Source organism: Pseudomonas sp. B21-017 (assembly GCF_024749245.1).
Lineage (GTDB): Bacteria > Pseudomonadota > Gammaproteobacteria > Pseudomonadales > Pseudomonadaceae > Aquipseudomonas.
In genome coordinates this window covers 4838095-4858770 of the sequence record NZ_CP087194.1, presented here as the reverse complement: position 1 = coordinate 4858770, position 20676 = coordinate 4838095, and the positions used below count along the sequence as shown (strand labels likewise).

Genomic DNA, 20676 nt, shown 5'->3' with positions numbered 1-20676 from the left:
AGAGTTGCGATGAATCCCCATGAGCAGTTTCGTGAAGAAGTAAAAGGCAACATCGAAGGTTTGAAGAAAGACAAAGCGCTGCAGGCCGAGTCCCTGGACTGGGTCGGCACCACGGCCAAACACAAGTACACCTACAACTTCAGCTGGATGGGCCGCCCGATCATTCAGTTCCCCCAGGACATGGTGGCCATGCAGGAAATCATCTGGAACTTGCGCCCGGATGTGATCGTGGAAACCGGGATCGCCCACGGCGGGTCGTTGGTGTTTTACGCCTCGATGCTGGAGCTGATCGGCCATGGTGAAGTACTGGGTGTCGACATCGATATTCGCCAGCACAACCGCGACGCGATCGAAGCCCATCCGATGAGCAAACGAATCCAGATGATTCAGGGTTCGAGCATCGACACCGCGATCGTCGATCAGGTGCGCGAGCGCATTCAGGGCAAGAAAGTGCTGGTGGTGCTGGACTCCAATCACACCCATCAGCACGTGCTGGAAGAGTTGCGCCTGTATGCACCGATGGTCTCGGTCGGCAGCTACTGCGTGGTCATGGACACGGTCGTCGAAGACATGCCGGAAGACGCCTTTCCGGACCGTCCATGGGGCAAGGGTGATAACCCTAAAACCGCCGTTTGGGCGTACCTGGAAGAAAACCGGGATTTCGAGATCGATCAGGCGATTCACAGCAAACTGCTGATCACCGTCGCGCCGGATGGCTACCTGCGCCGGGTGCGTTAAACGACAACTTCATTCAAGTGTTCATCAGGCAATAGGTCTGTGGCGGGGAAGGATATGCAAGGCATTTACGGTTCTGAAAACACGTTGCCCCTGAGTGAGCTGTTCACTCTGGTGCTGATTACGCACAATCGTCCGGCGTTTTTGCGCAGGGCGTTGCAGTTCTACAGCACGCTGCCTTGCAGGATCCTGGTCCTTGATTCGTCAGCCGTTGCTCTGGATGGCGCGGCGACGGTTGCAGACACCATCGACTATCGGCATTTGCCGCAGTTCGGCTATTGGGGCATCCAGGCCAAGCTGGTATACGGTGTCGAACAGGTCACCACGCCGTACATGGTGTTCGCCTCCGACGATGATTTCCTGTTGCACGGTGCTCTCACCGAATCGGTGAACTTCCTCGAAGCCAACCCCGACTACGGTTTGTGCCACGGCTATTGCCTGATGTACCTGACCCACGCCAATTATGTGCAGTACTACCGTCGCGACAAGAAGGTGCAGGAGGATTACAACGCCGAACAAGGCCAGGACCGTGTACTCGATTACATGGGGCAGTACATTCCGCCGTTCTATGCCGTGCATCGGACCTCGTTGTTGCGTGACTGGTACGAAGCGATGCCGGAAGGCACGATCTTCCAGTGGCAGGAAATCGGCCACGTGTACTACATGCTGGCACGGGCCAAGGCGCGAATTCTCCCGGCACCCTATGTGGTACGTGAAGTCAATTACGGGCGTTCGGATCACAACACCGAAATCATGACGACCTTGAGTTTCAAGGACGCCCGCTCTGTCGCCGAGCGCGAGCGCTTTGCCGGGTTCCTGTCATCGCTGCCGACGGGTATCACCGGTCTCGACCAACAGCAGACCGCCCAGTTGGCCCTGCAAAGCTTCGCCGCTTTGGCCGACAGCCTGACTGCCCGCAACGCGCTGACCATCGAACCGATATTCGAGTCTTACTGGACCGATCCGACGGTCGGCCCGAAGCGTGTCTTCGGCCCGGAGCAATACGTCGAGATGCCGTTCTACAACAGCGCCTTCTTCGAGCAACTGGCGGAGTGCGAGTTTCTGCTCCATGCAATGCCGGCCGGCCGTTTGCAACTTGAGGAAATGGAAGGGACATTGCTCAAGCAGCAGACACTGCAGCGTACTTACTCCAATGACAGTCCGGCGACGATCCAGACGCGCCTGCTTCAAGCCGTGGAACTCGGCGCCTTCAACCGTCGAGTCGTGCAAAAGCTCGCTCAGCAACTGGTGGACATGGGGGAAACGGCTGATGCCCAAGTGTTGGCCGATTGGGTGCAGCGCCTGGACAGTGTGCCGACCCACGATAGTCGTCAGTTGCTCGACACGATGCCGTCGGGACGTCTGCTCAACTGGTTGCAGGCACGGGAGCCAAATGAGACTGCGGTGAGGAAAATCAACCAGCATCTGGCAGCCAATGACGGTGGACCCCAGTTCGGCATTTTGTTGCTGGACCTGGACGCAGACATGGACAAGCTTCAGGCCAGCTTCGATAGTCTGATGGAGAGCGCGTTCCGGGCCTTCAAAGTGGTGGTCTTCACCACCGGCGATCTGCCGGCAGTCACCACCGAACAAAACACCCTGCATTTCGTCAAGGTCACCACGAGCAACTATGTCGATAAGCTGAACCAGATTGCTCGCCAGTCGACCTCGGACTGGTTGCTGCTGGCCGAGGCGGGCGACGAGTTCACCGCGGCGGGTCTGTTGCGTGCCAGCCTGGAGTTGCAGAACGCCGAGGGTTGCCGTGCGGTGGCGGTGGACGAGATTCATCGTCAGGCCAATGGCACGCTGGTCGATGTCTTCCGTCCCGCCTTCAACCTCGATTTGTTGCAGAGCCTGCCGGCGCTGACTGCGCGGCATTGGCTGATCCGGCGTGAGGTGTTGGTGGAGGTCGGCGGTTTTGCTCGTGAGTTCACTTCGGCGCTCGAGTTCGACCTGTTGCTGCGCCTGATCGAAGCCGGCGGCCTGGCCGGGCTCGCGCATCTGGCAGAGCCTTTGCTGATCACCCAGGCACCGCTGCCGGGGCCTATTGAACACGAACGCCAGACTCTGGTTCGTCATCTGGCGACCCGCGGATATCAGGCCCAGGTCAGTGCCGAAGCGTCGGGAGGCTACCGTATCGACTACCGTCACGCCGATCGTCCGAAGGTTTCGATCATCGTTCACAGCCAGGACAACCTGGAGTGTTTGCAGCGCTGCCTGGTCAGCGTGTTGCAACGCACGCGCTATCAGAACAATGAGATCGTGATCGTCGACAATCACAGCCAGTCCGCCGAACTGCTCGCCTGGCTGGAAAGCCTGGAGCAGAACGGTCGTGGCCGGGTTCGTCTGGTCAGGGCAGAGCAGCGTCTGAGCACTTCGGCACTACTTAACCTGGCTGTAGAACAGGCTCAGGGCGAATACCTGGTGCTGCTGGCGGCGGACGCCGAGGTCGTTAACGCCAACTGGATCGAGGCACTGCTTAACCAGGCGCAGCGTCCTGAGGTAGGAGTGGTCGGGGCCAAACTGGTGGATGCCAATGGCAATGTGACGGGGGCCGGTTTGATTCTGGGCCTCAATGACGGGGTCGCTTCACCTTTCGCAGGCGAGAAAAAAGATGCCCAGGGCTACATGCGTCGCTTGGTCGTCGAACAGAACTATCAGGCTGTCTCTGGTGCTTGTCTGATGATTCGCAAGCAAGTGTTTGATGACGTCGGTGGATTGGACCAAGAGCATTTCGACGAGGCTTACGCCGATGTCGATCTGTGCCTGAAAGTTGCCGACGCAGGTTTGCTGACGGTCTGGACACCACAAGTGCAGATTACGCACCCCGGGACTTTGCCGGACAATCCGCAGGCGGCAGCTGCCCTGCGCGACAAGTGGCCCGCCCGCTTCGAACAGGACTCAGCCTACAACCAGAACCTGGCCTTGACCGGCAAGGGCTTTACTCTCGGCGAACCGACCAGTGTGAACTGGGCGCAGTTGCTCGCATAAGCCTGGCTGACAGGTAAAAGGACTCAAGGCATGTTCAACGGTAAATCGATTTTCATCTCTGGCGGCACTGGTTCGTTCGGGCGCAACTTCATCCGTCGCTTGCTGGAGCAATACCAGCCCAAGCGGGTGGTGGTGTTTTCCCGCGATGAGCTCAAACAGTACGAGATGCAGCAGACGTTCAACGCGCCGTGCATGCGTTACTTCATCGGTGATGTGCGTGACGCCGACCGTTTGCGTCAGGCCATGCGCGGTATCGATTACGTGGTGCACGCCGCGGCGCTGAAGCAAGTGCCGGCGGCGGAATACAACCCCACCGAATGCATCCGCACCAACGTCAACGGCGCGGAAAACATCATTGCCGCGGCCATCGACAACGGCGTGAAAAAAGTTGTCGCGCTGTCCACCGACAAGGCTGCCAGCCCGATCAACTTGTACGGCGCGACCAAGCTGCTGTCGGACAAATTGTTCGTGGCTGCCAACAACATTGCCGGCGAGCAACAAACCCGGTTTGCCGTGGTGCGCTATGGCAACGTCGCTGGCTCACGGGGTTCGGTGGTGCCGTTCTTCAGCAAACTGATCGCCGAGGGCGCCAAAGAGCTGCCGATCACCGATGAGCGCATGACGCGGTTCTGGATCACCCTCGATCACGGCGTGAAGTTTGTGCTCGACAGCTTCGCCCGCATGCACGGTGGTGAAGTATTTGTGCCGAAGATCCCGTCGATTCGCATCGTCGACCTGGCGCAGGGCATGGCTGAACATTTGCCGCACAAACACGTCGGCATTCGTCCGGGGGAAAAACTCCATGAGCTGATGGTGCCGTTGGACGACGCGCGCATGACCCTGGAGTTCGACGATCACTACACCATTCAGCCGTCGATCCGTTTCACCAGCGTCGACGTGGATTTTGCCGTGGACAAACTGGGCGAGCAGGGCCGGCCGGTGGGCGAAGATTTCGAGTACCGTTCCGATACCAACCCGCACTTCCTGTCGGTCGGCCAGATCGCCGACCTGCACGCGGAACTGTCGGCATGATTCCCTACGGTCGGCAAAGCCTCGATCAGGCCGACATCGATGCGGTGGTCGCCGTGTTGCAGTCTGACTGGCTGACCCAAGGGCCGACCATCGAGCGTTTCGAACAGGCGATGGCCGAGCGGTGCCAGGCCGATTTCGCGGTGGCGGTGTGCAATGCCACGGCGGCGTTGCACATTGCCTGTCTCGCCGCGGGCCTGGGGCCGGGCGATCGGTTATGGACCACGCCGAATACCTTTCTGGCCTCGGCCAACTGCGGTCGCTACTGCGGCGCCGACGTCGATTTTGTCGACATTGACCCGCTGACCTGGAACCTCGATGCCTACGCCTTGGCGTCGAAGTTGGAAATCGCCGAGCGCGACGGCAAGCTGCCGAAAGTGCTGGTGGCGGTAGCGTTCTCCGGGCAGAGCTGCGATATGCGCATGATCGCCGAACTGGCCGAGCGTTACGGTTTCACGGTGATCGAGGATGCCTCCCACGCGGTCGGCGCGTCCTATGCCGGGCGCCCGGTGGGTTGCGGTGAATTCGCGGCAATGACCGTGTTCAGTTTCCACCCGGTGAAGATCATCACCAGTGCCGAAGGCGGCATGGTGCTGACCAATCGCCCGGAACTGGCCGAACGCTTGCAACGTCTGCGCAGCCACGGCATGACCCGTGACCCCGAGCAGATGACCGAACCCAGCCACGGCCCCTGGTACTACCAGCAAGTGGAGCTGGGCTTCAATTACCGGATCACCGATCTGCAAGCGGCACTCGGTCTGTCACAGCTGAACAAGCTCGATGGCTTTATCGAGCGTCGACGCGAACTGGCGGCGCGTTACGACCGGTTGCTGGCGTACTTGCCGCTGACCTTGCCCAGCACGCAGCCTGAAGCCGAATCGGCGTGGCATCTGTACGTGGTGCGCTTGCAGACGGAGCGGATCAGCCTCAGTCATCGACAGGTGTTCGAAGGCTTGCGAGCGGCCGGTGTCGGGGTGAATCTGCACTATATTCCCGTGCACTTGCAGCCGTACTATCGCGACCTGGGTTTTGCCGAGGGTGATTTCCCCCAGGCCGAACGTTATTACGCCGAGGCCATCAGCCTGCCGCTGTTTCCTCTGCTGAGCGATGAACAACAGGACTATGTGGTCGAGCAATTGCGACGACTGATCCTTGAGGAGTAGTGACTCTTGAGCTGTGTTGCGATCATTCCGGCCCGTGGTGGCAGCAAGCGAATCCCGCGCAAGAACCTCAAGCCGTTCGACGGCGTGCCGATGATCGTCCGTTCGATTCGCACCGCGTTGGAGTCGCGCCTGTTCGACCAGGTGATCGTCAGTACCGACGATGAGGAAATCGCCGACGTCGCACGAGCCAATGGCGCTCAGGTGCCGTTCATGCGGCCAGGGGCACTGGCTGACGATTTCACCGGGACTGCGTCGGTGATCGTGCATGCCTTGAATCAATTGCCACCGTTCGACCATGCCTGCTGCGTCTACGCAACGGCGCCATTGTTGCAGGTGCGTTATCTGCGTCAGGGGCTTGAATTGCTGGTGCAGCACCCGGACAAATCTTTTGCGTTTTCAGTCACCGGTTTTGGTTTTCCGGTGCAGCGGGCCTTGACGCTCGACGCGCAGGGCGCCCTGACCTCGCTCTATCCGGAGTTTCGTGACACCCGCTCCCAGGACTTGCCCGAAGCCTTTCAAGACGCCGGCCAGTTCTACTGGGGGCGCAGCGAGGCCTGGTTGCGTGGTGATGCACTGTTCTCGCCAGCGAGCCTGCCGGTGATTCTGCCGCGCTACCTGGTACAGGACATCGACACCCTTGAAGACTGGAAACGCGCCGAATACCTTTACGCCGCATTGAAGGCTGGTGGTGAGTTGCAATGAGGATACTGATCCGCGCTGACGCGTCGCCAACCATTGGCAGCGGCCATATCGCCCGCTGCCTGACCCTGGCCAGGGTGTTGCGCAAGCAGGGCACGCACGTTGCCTTCGCCTGTCGCCTGCTGCCGGGGCATCGACTGGACAGCCTGGCCAGCGAGGGCTTCGAGACCTTCGCGCTGCCGGCGCGCTACCCCGATGAAGATCCGCAGCAGGCCATCGAGTCGATGCTGCCGTGGCAGGCGGACATCGCCGCGCTGGCGCAAGCCCTGGAAAGCCATCCGGCTTTCGACTGGATAATCGTCGACCACTATGGCCTCGATCATCACTGGCAGACCGCGGCCCGTCGCTGGGCACCGAGGATCGCGGCGGTGGATGACCTGGCCACTCGGCAGTACCGCGTCGATCTGCTGCTCAATCAAAATCTGTCGGGCACCCCAGAGGCTTATGCCTCGCTGCTGACGCCCGACTGCCAAACCTTGCTCGGTCCACGTTTTGCGATGTTGCGCGATGAGTTCTGCTGCCCGGCGGTCGAGATCAAGCCTCGGGCCAGGCGAGTGTTGGTGAACTTCGGCGGCTTCGATGCGGCCATGCAGACCCACCACGCAATGTTGGCGCTGGCGGACCTTCATGAGCTGGAGGTCGATTTCGTGGCGGGTGCCGACAACCCGGCCTGGGAGCAGATGCAGGCGCTGGCGGCGTATCGTCCGAACTGGCGCCTGCACAGTTTTGTCAGCGACTTCTACCGGCTGATGACCGAGGCTGACCTGTTTGTCGGCGCTGGTGGCGGCACCAGTTGGGAGCGGGCGGCCATGGGGCTGCCGACGATTTGCATTGCGGTCTCGAATAATCAGCAGGCCAACGGTGAGGTGATGGCAACCTCGGGGGCTCATGTGTTCCTGGGCAACCGCGAGCATGTCAGCGTCGAACAATTGCGTCAGGCCATTGGTTTTGTCGTAGGCAATCAAGGTTTTCGTCAAAGTATGGCCGAACGCTCACGGCAGTTGGTCGATGGCCGTGGCGCGCAGCGGGTGGCGGCAGCACTGGCGGGAGCGGTACTGCAGGTGCGTCGAGCCGATCCGGACGATGCGCAATTGTTGTTCGAGGGACGTAATGCCGAGGCGGTACGGCGCTGGTCGCTGGACACCCACGCCATCGATTGGCAGCGGCATCAGGTCTGGTTGGCCGCGAGCCTGAACAACCCTCAGCGACTGCTGTTGATTGCCGAGGCGGATGACGGCCCGGTCGGTATGCTGCGCTATGACCTTGACGGTACTCGGGCCGAAGTCTCGATCTATCTGTTCGAAGGCCGATTCGGCCTGGGCTGGGGCAGGGCGCTGCTGGCGCGGGGCGAAGCGTTCGTCACGGTGCATTGGCCACAACTTGAGGCCATCACCGCTCAGGTGCTGCCGGCCAATCAGCCATCGCTGAAGGTTTTCCGCGAGGGTGGTTTTACTCAGAGTGCTTGCGCGTTCACGCGCGTGTTGAAGGATCCAGAACAATGACCAGTTTCAAGATCGGTAATCGCTCGATCGGTGCCGATGCGCCACCGTTCATCATTGCCGAGATGAGCGGCAACCATAACCAGTCGCTGGACATGGCGATAAAAATCGTCGAAGCCGCGGCCAAGGCCGGCGCCCATGCCTTGAAGCTGCAAACCTACACCGCCGAGACCATGACCCTGGACTTGTCCGAAGGCGAGTTCTTCATCAAGGACCCCAACAGCCTGTGGGCCGGTTCTTCGCTGTATGCGCTGTACGAAAAGGCCCACACGCCTTGGGAATGGCACGCGCCGATTTTCGCCCGGGCCAAAGAGCTGGGCATGCTGGCGTTTTCCACACCGTTCGATGACACCGCGGTGGACTTCCTCGAAAGCCTCGATGTGCCGGCCTACAAGATCGCCAGCTTCGAGAACACTGATCTGCCGTTGATTCGTCGGGTTGCGGCCACCGGCAAGCCGCTGATCATTTCCACCGGCATGGCCAGCATCGCCGAGCTCGACGAAACCGTGCGTGCCGCCCGTGAGGCCGGTTGCAAGGACCTGGTGTTGCTCAAGTGCACCAGCACATACCCGGCGACGCCCGCCAACAGCAACGTGCGCACGATTCCTCATCTGCGCGAGTTGTTTGGCTGTGAAGTCGGTTTGTCCGACCATTCGATGGGCGTCGGGGTGTCTGTCGCCGCCGTAGCGCTGGGGGCAACGGTGGTGGAAAAACACTTCACCCTAGACCGTGCCGCAGGCGGGGTGGACGCCAGTTTCTCCCTGGAACCGGCCGAACTCGCCAGCCTGGTGATCGAAACCGAGCGCGCCTGGCAGGCCATGGGCCAGGTGCATTACGGGGTGACTGACGCCGAGCGCAAGTCCCTGGTGTACCGCCGGTCGCTGTATGTCACCCGGGACATGACCGCCGGTGAGCCTTTTACCGCCGCCAATCTGCGGGCCATCCGTCCAGGCCTGGGGCTGGCCCCGAAACACGCTGAAACCCTTCTGGGCCGCCGTGCCCGCCAGGCCATCAAGCGAGGAACGCCGCTGGACTGGTCGCTGGTCGAATAACCGCTTGTGGGGCTGATTCGGCAAATTAGCGTGACCTGCGAGTCATTACGCGCATCTTCACTGTATTGTATAAATAGGGAAGAGGGCGCCTGGCCTGCTTTTGGCTCAGTGATGGCCTTTTACTCTTCCCGCTGTCACCTCGTTGAGGGCGACGTTATTCGTTGTTTGTCGGCGCCCCTCGATTCCTTGCGAGCGGTGGTATTGGGCTGTTTATTATTGGGAAGCCGTAATGATTGGCATAAAGAGCATTGCGAGCTACGTTCCTGTAGCCGGCGTGGACAATTACGCACAAGGTGCAAAATTCGAGAAGGATGAAGAGTTCATCCTGGGCAAGATCGGTTCGGCCTTCCTGCCGCGCAAAGACGCCGGGCAAGAAACTTCGGACCTGTGTGTCGAAGCAGTCAACGCGCTGTTCGCCAACAACCCTGAATTGAAGCGTGAAGCCATCGACGTGCTGATCGTCGTGACCCAGAACGGCGACGAAGAAGGCCTGCCGCACACCGCCGCCATCGTTCAGGACAAGCTGGGCCTGCCGACGACCGTGGCCGCGTTCGATATCTCCCTGGGCTGCTCCGGTTACGTCTACGGCATCTACGCCATCAAGGGCTTCATGGAAGCCGCAGGCCTGAAGAATGGCTTGCTGGTGACCGCCGATCCGTATTCGAAGATCGTCGACCCGGAAGATCGCAACACCACCATGTTGTTCGGCGATGCCGCCACCGCCACCTGGATGGGCGAAGAGGCGCCATGGCAGTTGGGCAAGGCCAAGTTCGGCACCGACGGTTCCGGCGCGCCGCACCTGAAGGTCACCGATGGCGTGTTCTTCATGAATGGCCGTCAGGTCTTCAACTTCGCGCTGCTCAAAGTCCCTGCGCATTTGCACGAGCTGCTGGGCGACTCGGGCCTGACGGCCGACGATATCGATGCTTTCTGCATTCACCAGGGCAGCGCGGCGATTGTCGATGCCGTGGCGCGACGCTTCGAGGGCGAGCCCGAGAAGTTCCTCAAGGACATGGTCGAGACCGGTAACACCGTGTCGTCGAGCATTCCATTGCTGCTGGAAAAGCACGTGCTCGACTCCAAGTGGAAGCGTGTGGCACTCAGCGGTTTTGGTGTTGGTTTGTCCTGGGGTTCGGCGATCATCTATCGCCCTTGATCTTCTAAAAGCCGGACACAAAAAAAGCGCTCAAGGTGTAACCTTGAGCGCTATTTTTTTGCCCGAATCACAGCGAGGCGCCATGAGCGAGTTTTTTCAACCCAACGCCGAACTCATTCAGCGTCGCTGGCCGGCCGTGGCTGAGCGTCTGCTGTCTGAAGATCCGGGTCCGTTGCAGGCCGATCTGGTGGAAGGGCTCGGCTCGACCCTGAGCATCAACGGCATTCAGCTGACCAGTCGCCATGACCGTACCCGCGAAGCGCAGCTTCAAGCCGCAAGCCTGCCGGTCGACAGTCCGGTGTTGCACGTTTACGGCACGGGGCTGGGTGATCTGCAACTGGAACTGCTGCAGCGTTCGGAGCTGATTCAGCTGCATGTACATATCCTTAACGGCGCAGTGTTTGCTCTGGTGTTGCAATTACTCGATCAGCAGCCGTGGCTCAGCGATTCGCGGGTCGAGCTGCACTACGCCGGTGACTTGGCTGAAATTTGTCTGCCGTTCTTTGCCCTGCCTTCGGAGCTGGTGCTGGCCGATGACTTCAACGCGAAGATTCGCGACCGCTTGGTCAGCGAAACCCATCTGACGTTCAACAACTGTGAGTTTGATCCGGACAATCCGGAAATCGCCGCGCGCTTGCTGGAAAGTGTCGAACAGATCCGCGTCGATAGCGACGCCGCACAATTGTTCGCCACACACGCTGGCCAGCCGATGTTCGTCATCGCCACCGGGCCGAGCCTGGAACAGCATTTCGTAACCTTGCGATCAATTCGCGGCCAGACCCAGCGACCGCTGTTCGTTTGTGTCGATACCGCTTACCGGCCGCTCATCGAGAACGGTATCAAACCGGATGTCGTCGTCACGATCGACCAGCGTATCTCGCAGCGCCATCTGCCGCCCGAGGACAGCGCAGACATTACGCTGGTCTACATGCCGCTGGTGGCTCCTGCGGTCTTGCAGGCCTGGCAAGGCAAACGCTATGTCGCCTACTCGGCAAGCCCGGTCTTTCGCGATCTGCGCAAGCAGCTCCCACGGGCAGGGTTGTTTGCAGGCGGCAGCGTGATTCATCCGGCGGTGGACCTGGCGGTGAAAATGGGTGCCAGTCAGATCACGCTGTTCGGGGCGGACTTCGCGTTCCCCAACAACAAAACCCATGCCGGTTGGGATGACGGCGACCTTGGCCCGCAATTGGTCGCGGCTCGTCATTGGGTGTTGGATGGGCATGGGCAGCGGGTCAAGACCCAGCTCAATTTCCGTAGTTACCTGTGTGAGCTGGAGCGCTATATCGCTGCGCATCCACACGTCGTCTTCTACAACAGCAGTCGAGCTGGGGCCATGATTGTCGGCACGACATTTCATCCGGAGTTCAGTCGATGAGCGAAGAGCTACTCGTTGATCAGGTCCGGCAATGTTCAGCGTTGTTTCGTCTGGGAAGGGATGTCGAGGCGGCGCTGGTCATGGTCGAGGTAGCGGAGCAGGTGCAGTCGCGGGTCGGCGGAGCAGACAGCCAGATCGCGGCCCGGTGGATGGCATTGCTGACAGGTATGCTGGATAGCCAGGAGCGACAGGACTGGCTGGCGCTCGCGGATTACCTTGAATACGAACTGGTTGATTTACTGATGGCTGTCAATTCCGCGTAATGCCGTGGCAGGTCAACGCAAGCGGGGCGTAAGGAAGGGTTGTGGCAGTTCTCTGGCGTCATTTTTTGGTGGCTGGATCGTCGCTATGGCTTGGTTTTACAGGGGGTGGCAGTGTGATGGCAAAAAATTTCAAAAATCCCCTCAAGCAACCTGCATTCGCGACGATAACTATTACGAAGGTTCTCTAGGCCATACCGGGCGGTTGCCAGGGCCGGAAGCCGTAGTACCCAACCAACGAGGAATTCGTCATGGCTTTAACAGTAAACACCAACACTACATCTCTGGGTGTTCAGAAGAACCTGAACCGTGCTTCCGACGCACTGTCGACTTCGATGACTCGCTTGTCTTCCGGCCTGAAAATCAACAGCGCCAAAGACGACGCCGCCGGCCTGCAGATCGCTACCCGTATGACCTCGCAGATCCGTGGTCAGACCATGGCTATCAAAAACGCCAACGACGGTGTTTCGATCGCTCAGACCGCTGAAGGCGCTCTGCAAGAATCGACCAACATCCTGCAGCGTATGCGTGAAATCGCAGTTCAGTCGCGTAACGACTCCAACGGCACTGCTGACCGTACCGCTCTGGACAAAGAATACCAACAGTCGGTTGCTGAACTGACTCGTATCGCTCAGTCGACTAACCTGAACGGCAAGGCGCTGCTGGACGGTACCGCTGGTGCGATGGAGTTCCAGGTTGGTTCCAACACCACCTCCGACAACCAGATCACTCTGACCCTGGCTTCGAGCTTCGACTCCAGCGCCCTGGGCATGACCGGTACTACCATTTCCGGTACCTCCAACGCAGCCAACCACTCTGCTGTAGCGTCGGCTATCTCGGCTATCGACGCCGCTCTGTCGCGAATCAACAGCACTCGTGCTGACCTGGGTGCTGCACAAAACCGTTTCTCCAGCACCATCTCCAACCTGCAAAACATCAACGAAAACGCCAGTGCTGCACTGAGCCGCGTACAAGATACCGACTTCGCTGCTGAAACTGCACAGCTGACCAAGCAACAAACTCTGCAACAAGCTTCCACCGCAGTTCTGGCTCAGGCCAACCAACTGCCATCCGCTGTACTGAAACTGCTTCAGTAATAGCTGATGAGTTTTAGCGGGGGAGTGCGCTTGTCGCGCTCTCTCGCTTTTTACTTTAAGAGGTGATGGACATGGATATGAGCGTCAAGCTGAACTTGTCTTATCCTGCGGCCCAGCAGGCGACGACTGTTGCCGATAAGCCTGCGGAAAAGCCTCGAGCGGAAACTGCGCCAGTGGTTGCCGTCAAGGAAGAAGGTAAAAAAGACCAGACCGAGCAGGAAAAACTGAAGATGGCCGTTCAGGAAATCGAAAAGTTCGTTCAGTCGGTCAAGCGTAACCTGGAGTTCTCGATTGACGAGCCTTCAGGCAAAGTTGTGGTCAAAGTGATTGCCAGTGACTCCGGTGAGGTGATTCGTCAAATCCCCAACGAAGAAGTCCTTAAGCTGGCGAACAGTTTGAATGATGCAAGCAGTCTGTTGTTCAGCGCAAAAGTCTGACAACTGGCACGAATTTTGTTGCTATGTTCTTTTGGGCGTTGTAGTGGTCAAAAGGCCGGCGACACACTGAAGGGAGTTCCACATGGCAAGTCCAATTCTACCGGGCACGGGCTTAGGCTCCGGTATTAATACCGGTGATATCGTCAAGGCTCTGGTCAACGCCGACAAGGCGGCCAAGCAGAATCAGATCGATCGTCAGACGACCACCAATACTGCGCAGATTTCCGGTATTGGTACTCTCAAAAGTGTCCTGGCGAACTTCCAGGCTGCAATCAAGAAGCTGCAAGATACGCAAGCTCCGCAGTTCCTGGGTTACAACGCCACGTCCGCCGACGCGAAAGTATTGACCGCTGTGGCGAGCAACACGGCTGTCAACGGTTCCTACGTGGTCAAGGTCAATAACCTTGCGACCTCGTCCAAAGTGGCCACCGCGGCCTTTGCCGGCGGTGCCAGCAGCGCCGTTGCGAGCGGCACGCTCAATATCACGCAAAATGGCGTATCCAGTTCTGTCACCATTCCGGCCGGCGCGACGTTGCAGTCGGTTCGCGATGCGATCAACACCCAGCAGGGCGCGAACGGTTTCAGCGCCAACATCGTGACCGACTCGTTTGGCTCACGTCTGGTGATGGGGTCCACGGCGACCGGTGCGGGCTCCGACATCACCCTCAGCGGTATCGCGGGTCTGGAGATCAATGCCGGCCAGCAAATGGGTGCAGCACCGACAGCGACTTCGGCGGGTGCCATCGGCGATTTCGCGGTGGACGCCAGTTTCACCGTGGACGGGCTCGCGCTGACTAGCAAAAGCAACAAGGTTGACTCGGCTATTTCCGGCTTGACCCTGAATTTGGTCGCCGGTGGTACCACGACGGTGACGGTTGGCCCGAACAGTGATGGCCTGAAAAAATCCATCCAAGCTTTCGTTGATGCTTATAACCAGGTTGTGACCAATGTCAATACGCTGACCAAGCCTTCCCTGGATAGCAATGGCAAGCCGACCGTTGCTGCAGCACTGACCGGTGACCCGTTGGCGCGCAGCGTTCTGGCATCGATTCGTACGCCGTTGGTCACAACGGGGGCGGGTGACAAACTCACTGTTCTGTCGCAATTGGGTATCACCACCAATCAGAAAACCGGTGCGCTGGATTTCGATAGCACCAAGTTCTCGACCGCGATGGATACCCAGAAGCTCGGTGGTGAAGTTCAGAAGCTGTTCCTGGGCGATCCGACGGCGACTGGCGATGCCTCCATGGGGCTGTTGACGCGCATGAACGATGCAATCACGCCTTACACGGTCACTGGCAGTGATGGGATCCTGGACACCCGTTCGACCAACCTGGCCAAGGCCAAGACGAATCTGGCCAGCCAGCAGGCAGCCCTGGATCGTCGGGTCGAGACGCTGACGGCGGTGTTGACCAAGAAGTACAACGATATGGATTCCCTTGTCGGCAAGCTGAAGGCAACGGCGAGCAATATTACTTCGATGTTCGATGCGATGAACGCACAGAAGAACGCTTCATAGCGCCTAAACGCCAAAAGCCCGGCAGCGGATTCCGCTTGTCGGGCTTTTTTAGTTTCGGATTAAAGATTTTTGACGCTATGTCGATAGCTTGATTATACGAATCACAGAGTTTTGGATGAGGTAAACATGAACCCGATGTTAGCCCTTCGGCAGTACCAGAAGATTGGCGCGCAAGCCCAGACTTCCGAGGCCAGTCCTCATCGTCTGGTGCAAATGCTCATGGAAGGCGGTCTGGATCGCATCGCTCAGGCCAAAGGTGCCATGGAGCGCAAGGATGTCGCCAATAAGGGTGTTTTTATCGGCAAGGCCATCGGCATTATCGGTGGTTTGCGAGAGGGGCTGGACCTGGAGAAACAGGCGGAGTCCGTCAGTGAGCTGGATAGTCTCTACGCTTACATGATGAAGCGTCTGGCGGAAGCCAACCTCAGGACCGATCCAAAAATCCTCGACGAAGTCGCCGACCTGCTTCGTACGGTCAAAGACGGTTGGGATGCCATTGGCGCACCTGCTCCCCAGTTTTAAGGAGATCACCATGAGTCTTGTATTGCAGCGAATCGAGCATACCCGGGACGCCCTGGTCGAGGCATTGGCCGAGCGTAACTGGGAAGCCATCGGTGAATTGGACCTGGCTTGCCGTTCCTGCATGGAAGACGTCTTGAGTGAAGCTACGGTGGACGAGACCGCGTTGCGCGAAAACCTGGAGGAGTTGCTGGGGGTGTATAAACAGCTCCTGGAAGCGGCGACGGGGGAGCGACAAGCGATAGTCGACGAGATGTCGCAGATCCACCAAGCACAGAACGCGGCAAAGGTTTACCATCTGTTTGGTTAATTAACCCTCAGTTAATCCAAACATAGTGCGCCATAAATTTGACTGTGCACGGTTTTTTGACTTAACTAGTGGCTGGTTCCAGATTTCAGGCGTCTACAGGCACAACGTGTCTGCAAGCGTCTAGCTTGCCCCTCATTTTGGGCATTGAGTTGACTAGGGAAGTTGCTATTGCATGTGGCGTGAAACCAAAATTCTGCTGATTGATGACGATAGCGTCCGCCGCCGCGATTTGGCGGTGATTTTAAATTTTCTCGGCGAAGAAAATTTACCCTGTGGCAGCCATGACTGGCAGCAGGCGGTCGGCTCTCTGTCATCAAGTCGTGAAGTAATCTGTGTCCTAATCGGGACGGTAAATGCTCCTGGTGCACTTTTGGGCCTGTTAAAGACACTCTCAACCTGGGATGAGTTCCTTCCAGTTTTGTTAATGGGCGATAATTCTTCCATTGACTTGCCGGAAGACCAGCGTCGCCGAGTGCTTTCGACGCTCGAAATGCCGCCCAGCTACAGCAAACTGCTCGATTCGTTGCACCGTGCCCAGGTCTATCGCGAGATGTATGACCAGGCCCGTGAGCGCGGTCGTCACCGTGAACCGAATCTTTTCCGCAGCCTTGTCGGCACCAGTCGGGCGATTCAACACGTCCGTCAGATGATGCAGCAAGTCGCCGACACCGACGCCAGCGTGCTGATCCTCGGTGAGTCCGGCACTGGCAAGGAAGTGGTCGCGCGCAATCTGCACTACCACTCCAAGCGTCGTGAAGCGCCGTTCGTTCCGGTCAACTGCGGGGCGATTCCGGCCGAGTTGCTGGAAAGCGAATTGTTCGGTCACGAGAAGGGTGCCTTCACCGGGGCGATCACCAGCCGTGCCGGGCGTTTCGAGCTGGCCAACGGCGGTACGCTGTTCCTCGACGAAATCGGCGACATGCCGTTGCCGATGCAGGTCAAGCTCTTGCGCGTCTTGCAGGAGCGCACGTTCGAGCGCGTGGGCAGCAACAAGACCCAAAGCGTCGATGTGCGGATCATCGCGGCAACCCACAAGAATCTCGAAAGCATGATCGAGATCGGCACGTTCCGCGAAGACCTCTACTATCGCCTGAACGTGTTCCCGATCGAGATGGCGCCACTGCGTGAGCGCGTCGAAGACATCCCGTTGCTGATGAACGAGTTGATCTCGCGCATGGAGCACGAGAAGCGCGGGTCGATCCGGTTCAACTCGGCGGCGATCATGTCGCTGTGCCGTCACGGCTGGCCGGGCAACGTTCGCGAGCTGGCCAACCTGGTGGAGCGCATGGCGATCATGCACCCGTACGGGGTGATCGGCGTGGTCGAGTTGCCGAAGAAATTCCGCTACGTCGATGACGAAGATGAGCAGTTGGTCGACAGCCTGCGCAGTGATCTCGAAGAGCGGGTGGCCATCAACGGTCATACCCCGGACTTCACCGCCAATGCGCTGCTCCCGCCGGAAGGCCTGGACCTGAAGGACTACCTCGGCGGTCTGGAGCAAGGGTTGATTCAGCAGGCGCTGGATGACGCCAACGGCATTGTGGCGCGGGCGGCCGAACGGCTGCGTATTCGTCGCACGACCCTGGTGGAGAAGATGCGCAAGTACGGCATGAGTCGTCGTGATGGTGATGAACAGGCGGATGATTGACGCCTGTTTTTCAACTCCTTCATTTATAGGCAGTTTTTTTTAGGCACGGGTATTGCTACATCCCTCGCAACGTTCCGTTTAACTGACGGTCAACCACGCGAGAGAGCACAATGCCCCAAGCCGCCCAGATGTCTCCTGTCCCTGATGTTTCGGGGCAACCGTCGTCCGTAGAGCAGGCAAGCCGGCTTGGCCTTGAGCAGGCGTTTGCGCTGTTCAACCAGATGTCGAGCCAATTGACCGATTCCTACAGCATGCTCGAAGCCCGGGTCACCGAGCTCAAGGGTGAGCTGGCGGTGGTCAGCGCCCAGCGCATGCAGGAGCTGGCGGAAAAAGAGCGTCTGGCCAACCGGCTGCAAAACCTCCTCGATCTATTGCCCGGCGGCGTCATCGTCATCGACGCCCAAGGCATCGTGCGTGAAGCCAATCCCGCTGCGTGTGAGCTGCTCGGCTTACCCCTCGAAGGTGAGTTGTGGCGCCAGGTCATTGCGCGATGCTTTGCGCCGCGCGAAGACGACGGTCACGAAATCTCCCTCAAGGACGGTCGGCGCCTGTCGATCGCTACCCGCTCGCTGGATGCCGAACCCGGTCAGTTGGTGTTGCTCAACGACCTGACTGAAACCCGTCATCTGCAAGATCAACTCGCCCGCCACGAACGCCTGTCGTCTCTGGGGCGGATGGTCGCCTCGTTGGCCCATCAGATTCGTACGCCGTTGTCCGCCGCGTTGCTCTATGCCAGTCATTTGACTGAGCAGGAACTACCGGTCGCCACGCAGCAGCGTTTTGCCGGCCGCCTGAAAGAGCGACTGCATGAGCTGGAACACCAAGTGCGCGACATGCTGGTGTTCGCTCGCGGTGAGCTGCCGTTGACCGATCGTGTCACTCCAAAAATGCTGATGCAGTCGCTGCAAGCGGCGGCGCTGACTCTTGTTCAGGATCTGCCGGTGCGCTGGCAATGCGACAGTCATGCCGGTGAGTTGCTGTGCAATCGCGATACGCTGGTCGGAGCGATCCTCAATCTAATCGAAAACGCCATTCAGGCCAGCGCCGGCGACGTCCGTTTGAAAGTTCATCTGTATACCCGCGACAACAACCTGCGCGTATCGGTCAGCGACAGCGGCAGTGGTATCGACACGAAGGTATTGGCACGTTTGGGCGAGCCGTTTTTCACCACCAAAACCACCGGCACCGGTCTGGGGCTGACCGTGGTCAAGGCAGTGGCCCGTGCTCATCAGGGAGAATTGCAGTTACGTTCGCGGCCGGGGCGCGGTACTTGCGCGCAGGTGATCCTGCCGCTTTTTGCGGGTGAGCAGCCCTGCGCTCAGGGAGTGAAGTGAAGGACATGGCCATCAAGGTTTTACTGGTCGAGGACGATCGCGCGCTACGGGAAGCACTGGCCGATACGCTGGTGCTTGCCGGACACGCTTACAAGGCGGTCGGTTCGGCGGAAGAGGCGCTGGCTGCGGTTGGCGCCGAGGCATTTAGCCTGGTGGTCAGTGACGTCAACATGCCGGGCATGGACGGTCATCAGCTGCTTGGATTGCTGCGGGCTCGTCAGCCGCAACTGCCGGTGTTGTTGATGACCGCTCACGGTGCGGTCGAACGTGCGGTCGACGCCATGCGTCAAGGCGCGGCGGATTACCTGGTCAAGCCGTTCGAGCCCAAAGCCTTGCTCGACCTGGTGGCGCGTCACGCCTTGGGCAATCTCGGCGCGACCGAGAGCGAGGGGCCTGTGGCGTTCGAGCCGGCCAGTGCGCAATTGCTGGAATTGGCCGCGCGCGTGGCGCGCAGTGATTCCACGGTGTTGATCTCCGGTGAGTCCGGGACCGGCAAGGAAGTGCTGGCGCGTTACATCCATCAGCACTCCCATCGCGCCAGTCAGCCATTCATTGCGATCAACTGCGCAGCGATTCCGGACAACATGCTTGAAGCCACTTTGTTCGGTCACGAAAAAGGTTCGTTCACCGGCGCCATCGCGGCGCAGGCCGGCAAGTTCGAGCAGGCCGATGGCGGGACGATCCTGCTCGATGAAATTTCTGAAATGCCCCTCGGCCTGCAGGCCAAGTTACTGCGCGTATTGCAGGAGCGCGAAGTCGAACGAGTCGGCGCACGCAAGCCGATCACGCTGGATATTCGAGTGGTCGCTACCACTAACCGTGACCTGGTCGGTGAAGTGGCGGCGGGGCGTTTTCGCGAAGATCTTTACTATCGCCTGTCGGTGTTCCCGTTGGCCTGGCGTCCGCTGCGTGAGCGCACCGCCGACATCCTGCCGCTGGCCGAGCGCCTGCTGGCCAAACACGTCAATAAAATGAAGCATGCCGCGGCAAAGCTTTCGCCCGAGGCGCAGGCCTGCCTGATCGGCTATCCGTGGCCGGGCAACGTGCGTGAACTGGATAACGCGATCCAGCGGGCCTTGATTCTGCAGCAGGGCGGTTTGATCCAGCCGCAGGATTTTTGTCTGGCCGGGCCCGTGGCGTGTGCGCCATTGCCAGCATTGGCGCCGGCGCCTGCACGAGCAGTGGAAGTCGAAGCCGAATCGGCGGGCGCCCTCGGTGATGACCTGCGGCGCCGTGAGTTCCAAATGATCATCGACACCTTGCGCGCCGAGCGCGGCCGCCGCAAAGAAGCCGCCGAGCGACTGGGCATCAGCCCGCGCACCTTGCGCTACAAGCTGGCGCAGATGCGCGATGCCGGAATGGATGTGGAAGCGTATTTGTTCGCCACGTAACGGTCGGCAAACAAAAGCACAGGAGAGCTTTTGTTTAGAGCGGCCACGGAGCTGGCACCCTTGTTGCTAACACCTCACTACTCGCCGAGTGAGTGTCAAAAAATTGCGAGTGCCAAAGAGAGCAGACCATGAGCCAAGGTATTGAATTCAACCGGTTGATGCTGGATATGCGCGCCATGCAAATGGATGCCATGTCTGCGCCGAAATCGACTGCCGCAGTCCCTGAAGTGGGTGGCAGCAGCTTTGCCGACATGCTCGGTCAGGCCGTCAATAAAGTGAACGACACCCAGCAGGCGTCCAATCAGTTGGCCAGTGCCTTCGAGATCGGTAAAAGCGGCGTCGACCTGACGGACGTGATGATTTCCTCACAGAAGGCCAGCGTGTCTTTTCAGGCACTGACCCAAGTGCGTAACAAGCTGGTTCAGGCTTACCAAGACATCATGCAGATGCCGGTTTAAGGAC

General features: G+C 59.2%; 19 protein-coding genes. All 19 read left to right on the top strand.

Features of this window, described 5'->3' with window-relative positions; all coding sequences use genetic code 11:
• The first annotated feature begins 9 nt into the window (after nt 1-9).
• The 19 genes from LOY28_RS21895 (at nt 10) to fliE (ending at nt 20672) form a co-directional block, all read left to right on the top strand.
• Nucleotides 10-738, top strand: coding sequence for a cephalosporin hydroxylase family protein (locus LOY28_RS21895; protein ID WP_258612535.1), 729 nt, complete (start codon nt 10-12; stop codon nt 736-738).
• A 54-nt stretch (nt 739-792) separates the two neighbouring features.
• Complete coding sequence (locus tag LOY28_RS21890) at nt 793-3726, top strand: TIGR00180 family glycosyltransferase (RefSeq protein WP_258612534.1); 2934 nt, start codon at nt 793-795, stop codon at nt 3724-3726.
• Between the two features lie 30 nt (nt 3727-3756).
• Complete coding sequence (gene pseB / locus LOY28_RS21885) at nt 3757-4758, top strand: UDP-N-acetylglucosamine 4,6-dehydratase (inverting) (RefSeq protein ID WP_019579558.1); 1002 nt, start codon at nt 3757-3759, stop codon at nt 4756-4758.
• The gene (gene pseC, locus LOY28_RS21880; protein WP_064619517.1) at nt 4755-5918 is read left to right on the top strand and encodes a UDP-4-amino-4,6-dideoxy-N-acetyl-beta-L-altrosamine transaminase; all 1164 of its coding nucleotides are present in this window, start codon (nt 4755-4757) and stop codon (nt 5916-5918) included. The genes pseB and pseC overlap by 4 nt, the downstream gene beginning before the upstream one ends.
• Before the next feature lie 6 nt (nt 5919-5924).
• Nucleotides 5925-6620: a pseudaminic acid cytidylyltransferase gene (gene pseF, locus LOY28_RS21875; RefSeq protein ID WP_258612533.1), complete on the top strand. Its 696-nt coding sequence runs from the start codon at nt 5925-5927 to the stop codon at nt 6618-6620.
• Nucleotides 6617-8119: a UDP-2,4-diacetamido-2,4,6-trideoxy-beta-L-altropyranose hydrolase gene (pseG, locus tag LOY28_RS21870; protein ID WP_258612532.1), complete on the top strand. Its 1503-nt coding sequence runs from the start codon at nt 6617-6619 to the stop codon at nt 8117-8119. The genes pseF and pseG overlap by 4 nt, the downstream gene beginning before the upstream one ends.
• A complete protein-coding gene (gene pseI, locus LOY28_RS21865) occupies nt 8116-9168 on the top strand; it encodes a pseudaminic acid synthase (RefSeq protein ID WP_258612531.1) in 1053 nt (350 codons plus the stop codon). Before pseG ends, pseI begins: the two co-directional genes overlap by 4 nt.
• A 229-nt stretch (nt 9169-9397) precedes the next feature.
• Entirely contained in the window at nt 9398-10324 is a 927-nt protein-coding gene (locus tag LOY28_RS21860; protein ID WP_258612530.1) for a ketoacyl-ACP synthase III, read from the top strand.
• 82 nt (nt 10325-10406) lie between these two features.
• Nucleotides 10407-11699, top strand: coding sequence for a motility associated factor glycosyltransferase family protein (locus tag LOY28_RS21855; RefSeq protein ID WP_258612529.1), 1293 nt, complete (start codon nt 10407-10409; stop codon nt 11697-11699).
• Entirely contained in the window at nt 11696-11962 is a 267-nt protein-coding gene (locus LOY28_RS21850) for a hypothetical protein (protein WP_018925033.1), read from the top strand. The genes LOY28_RS21855 and LOY28_RS21850 overlap by 4 nt, the downstream gene beginning before the upstream one ends.
• A 248-nt stretch (nt 11963-12210) precedes the next feature.
• Nucleotides 12211-13056 carry a flagellin domain-containing protein gene (locus LOY28_RS21845; RefSeq protein WP_018925034.1) on the top strand — a complete coding sequence of 282 codons (846 nt, stop codon included), beginning with the start codon at nt 12211-12213 and terminating at the stop codon, nt 13054-13056.
• 71 nt (nt 13057-13127) lie between these two features.
• On the top strand, nt 13128-13493 hold the full coding sequence (locus tag LOY28_RS21840; protein ID WP_026286326.1) for a flagellar protein FlaG: 366 nt from the start codon (nt 13128-13130) through the stop codon (nt 13491-13493).
• An 82-nt stretch (nt 13494-13575) separates the two neighbouring features.
• On the top strand, nt 13576-15012 hold the full coding sequence (gene fliD / locus LOY28_RS21835) for a flagellar filament capping protein FliD (protein ID WP_018925036.1): 1437 nt from the start codon (nt 13576-13578) through the stop codon (nt 15010-15012).
• Nucleotides 15013-15138: 126 nt separating this feature from the next.
• On the top strand, nt 15139-15534 hold the full coding sequence (gene fliS, locus LOY28_RS21830; RefSeq protein ID WP_018925037.1) for a flagellar export chaperone FliS: 396 nt from the start codon (nt 15139-15141) through the stop codon (nt 15532-15534).
• Nucleotides 15535-15544: 10 nt separating this feature from the next.
• Nucleotides 15545-15841, top strand: a complete 297-nt coding sequence (locus LOY28_RS21825) for a hypothetical protein (protein WP_018925038.1) — start codon at nt 15545-15547, stop codon at nt 15839-15841.
• 172 nt (nt 15842-16013) lie between these two features.
• Nucleotides 16014-17489, top strand: a complete 1476-nt coding sequence (locus LOY28_RS21820; protein ID WP_026345697.1) for a sigma-54 dependent transcriptional regulator — start codon at nt 16014-16016, stop codon at nt 17487-17489.
• 128 nt (nt 17490-17617) lie between these two features.
• On the top strand, nt 17618-18823 hold the full coding sequence (locus LOY28_RS21815; RefSeq protein WP_177343115.1) for a PAS domain-containing sensor histidine kinase: 1206 nt from the start codon (nt 17618-17620) through the stop codon (nt 18821-18823).
• A gap of 5 nt (nt 18824-18828) precedes the next feature.
• Nucleotides 18829-20214, top strand: a complete 1386-nt coding sequence (locus tag LOY28_RS21810) for a sigma-54 dependent transcriptional regulator (RefSeq protein ID WP_258612528.1) — start codon at nt 18829-18831, stop codon at nt 20212-20214.
• 128 nt (nt 20215-20342) lie between these two features.
• Nucleotides 20343-20672 carry a flagellar hook-basal body complex protein FliE gene (fliE, locus tag LOY28_RS21805; RefSeq protein ID WP_018925042.1) on the top strand — a complete coding sequence of 110 codons (330 nt, stop codon included), beginning with the start codon at nt 20343-20345 and terminating at the stop codon, nt 20670-20672.
• Nucleotides 20673-20676 lie beyond the last annotated feature (4 nt).

Excerpts from the sequence above, each read along its gene's own strand:
- LOY28_RS21895 (WP_258612535.1), top strand. The coding sequence starts at position 10 with ATGAATCCCCATGAGCAGTTTCGTGAAGAAGTAAAAGGCAACATCGAA.
- LOY28_RS21890 (WP_258612534.1), top strand. The coding sequence starts at position 793 with ATGCAAGGCATTTACGGTTCTGAAAACACGTTGCCCCTGAGTGAGCTG.
- pseB (WP_019579558.1), top strand. The coding sequence starts at position 3,757 with ATGTTCAACGGTAAATCGATTTTCATCTCTGGCGGCACTGGTTCGTTC.
- pseC (WP_064619517.1), top strand. The coding sequence starts at position 4,755 with ATGATTCCCTACGGTCGGCAAAGCCTCGATCAGGCCGACATCGATGCG.
- pseG (WP_258612532.1), top strand. The coding sequence starts at position 6,617 with ATGAGGATACTGATCCGCGCTGACGCGTCGCCAACCATTGGCAGCGGC.
- pseI (WP_258612531.1), top strand. The coding sequence starts at position 8,116 with ATGACCAGTTTCAAGATCGGTAATCGCTCGATCGGTGCCGATGCGCCA.
- LOY28_RS21860 (WP_258612530.1), top strand. The coding sequence starts at position 9,398 with ATGATTGGCATAAAGAGCATTGCGAGCTACGTTCCTGTAGCCGGCGTG.
- LOY28_RS21855 (WP_258612529.1), top strand. The coding sequence starts at position 10,407 with ATGAGCGAGTTTTTTCAACCCAACGCCGAACTCATTCAGCGTCGCTGG.
- LOY28_RS21850 (WP_018925033.1), top strand. The coding sequence starts at position 11,696 with ATGAGCGAAGAGCTACTCGTTGATCAGGTCCGGCAATGTTCAGCGTTG.
- LOY28_RS21845 (WP_018925034.1), top strand. The coding sequence starts at position 12,211 with ATGGCTTTAACAGTAAACACCAACACTACATCTCTGGGTGTTCAGAAG.
- LOY28_RS21840 (WP_026286326.1), top strand. The coding sequence starts at position 13,128 with ATGGATATGAGCGTCAAGCTGAACTTGTCTTATCCTGCGGCCCAGCAG.
- fliD (WP_018925036.1), top strand. The coding sequence starts at position 13,576 with ATGGCAAGTCCAATTCTACCGGGCACGGGCTTAGGCTCCGGTATTAAT.
- fliS (WP_018925037.1), top strand. The coding sequence starts at position 15,139 with ATGAACCCGATGTTAGCCCTTCGGCAGTACCAGAAGATTGGCGCGCAA.
- LOY28_RS21825 (WP_018925038.1), top strand. The coding sequence starts at position 15,545 with ATGAGTCTTGTATTGCAGCGAATCGAGCATACCCGGGACGCCCTGGTC.
- LOY28_RS21820 (WP_026345697.1), top strand. The coding sequence starts at position 16,014 with ATGTGGCGTGAAACCAAAATTCTGCTGATTGATGACGATAGCGTCCGC.
- LOY28_RS21815 (WP_177343115.1), top strand. The coding sequence starts at position 17,618 with ATGTCTCCTGTCCCTGATGTTTCGGGGCAACCGTCGTCCGTAGAGCAG.
- LOY28_RS21810 (WP_258612528.1), top strand. The coding sequence starts at position 18,829 with ATGGCCATCAAGGTTTTACTGGTCGAGGACGATCGCGCGCTACGGGAA.
- fliE (WP_018925042.1), top strand. The coding sequence starts at position 20,343 with ATGAGCCAAGGTATTGAATTCAACCGGTTGATGCTGGATATGCGCGCC.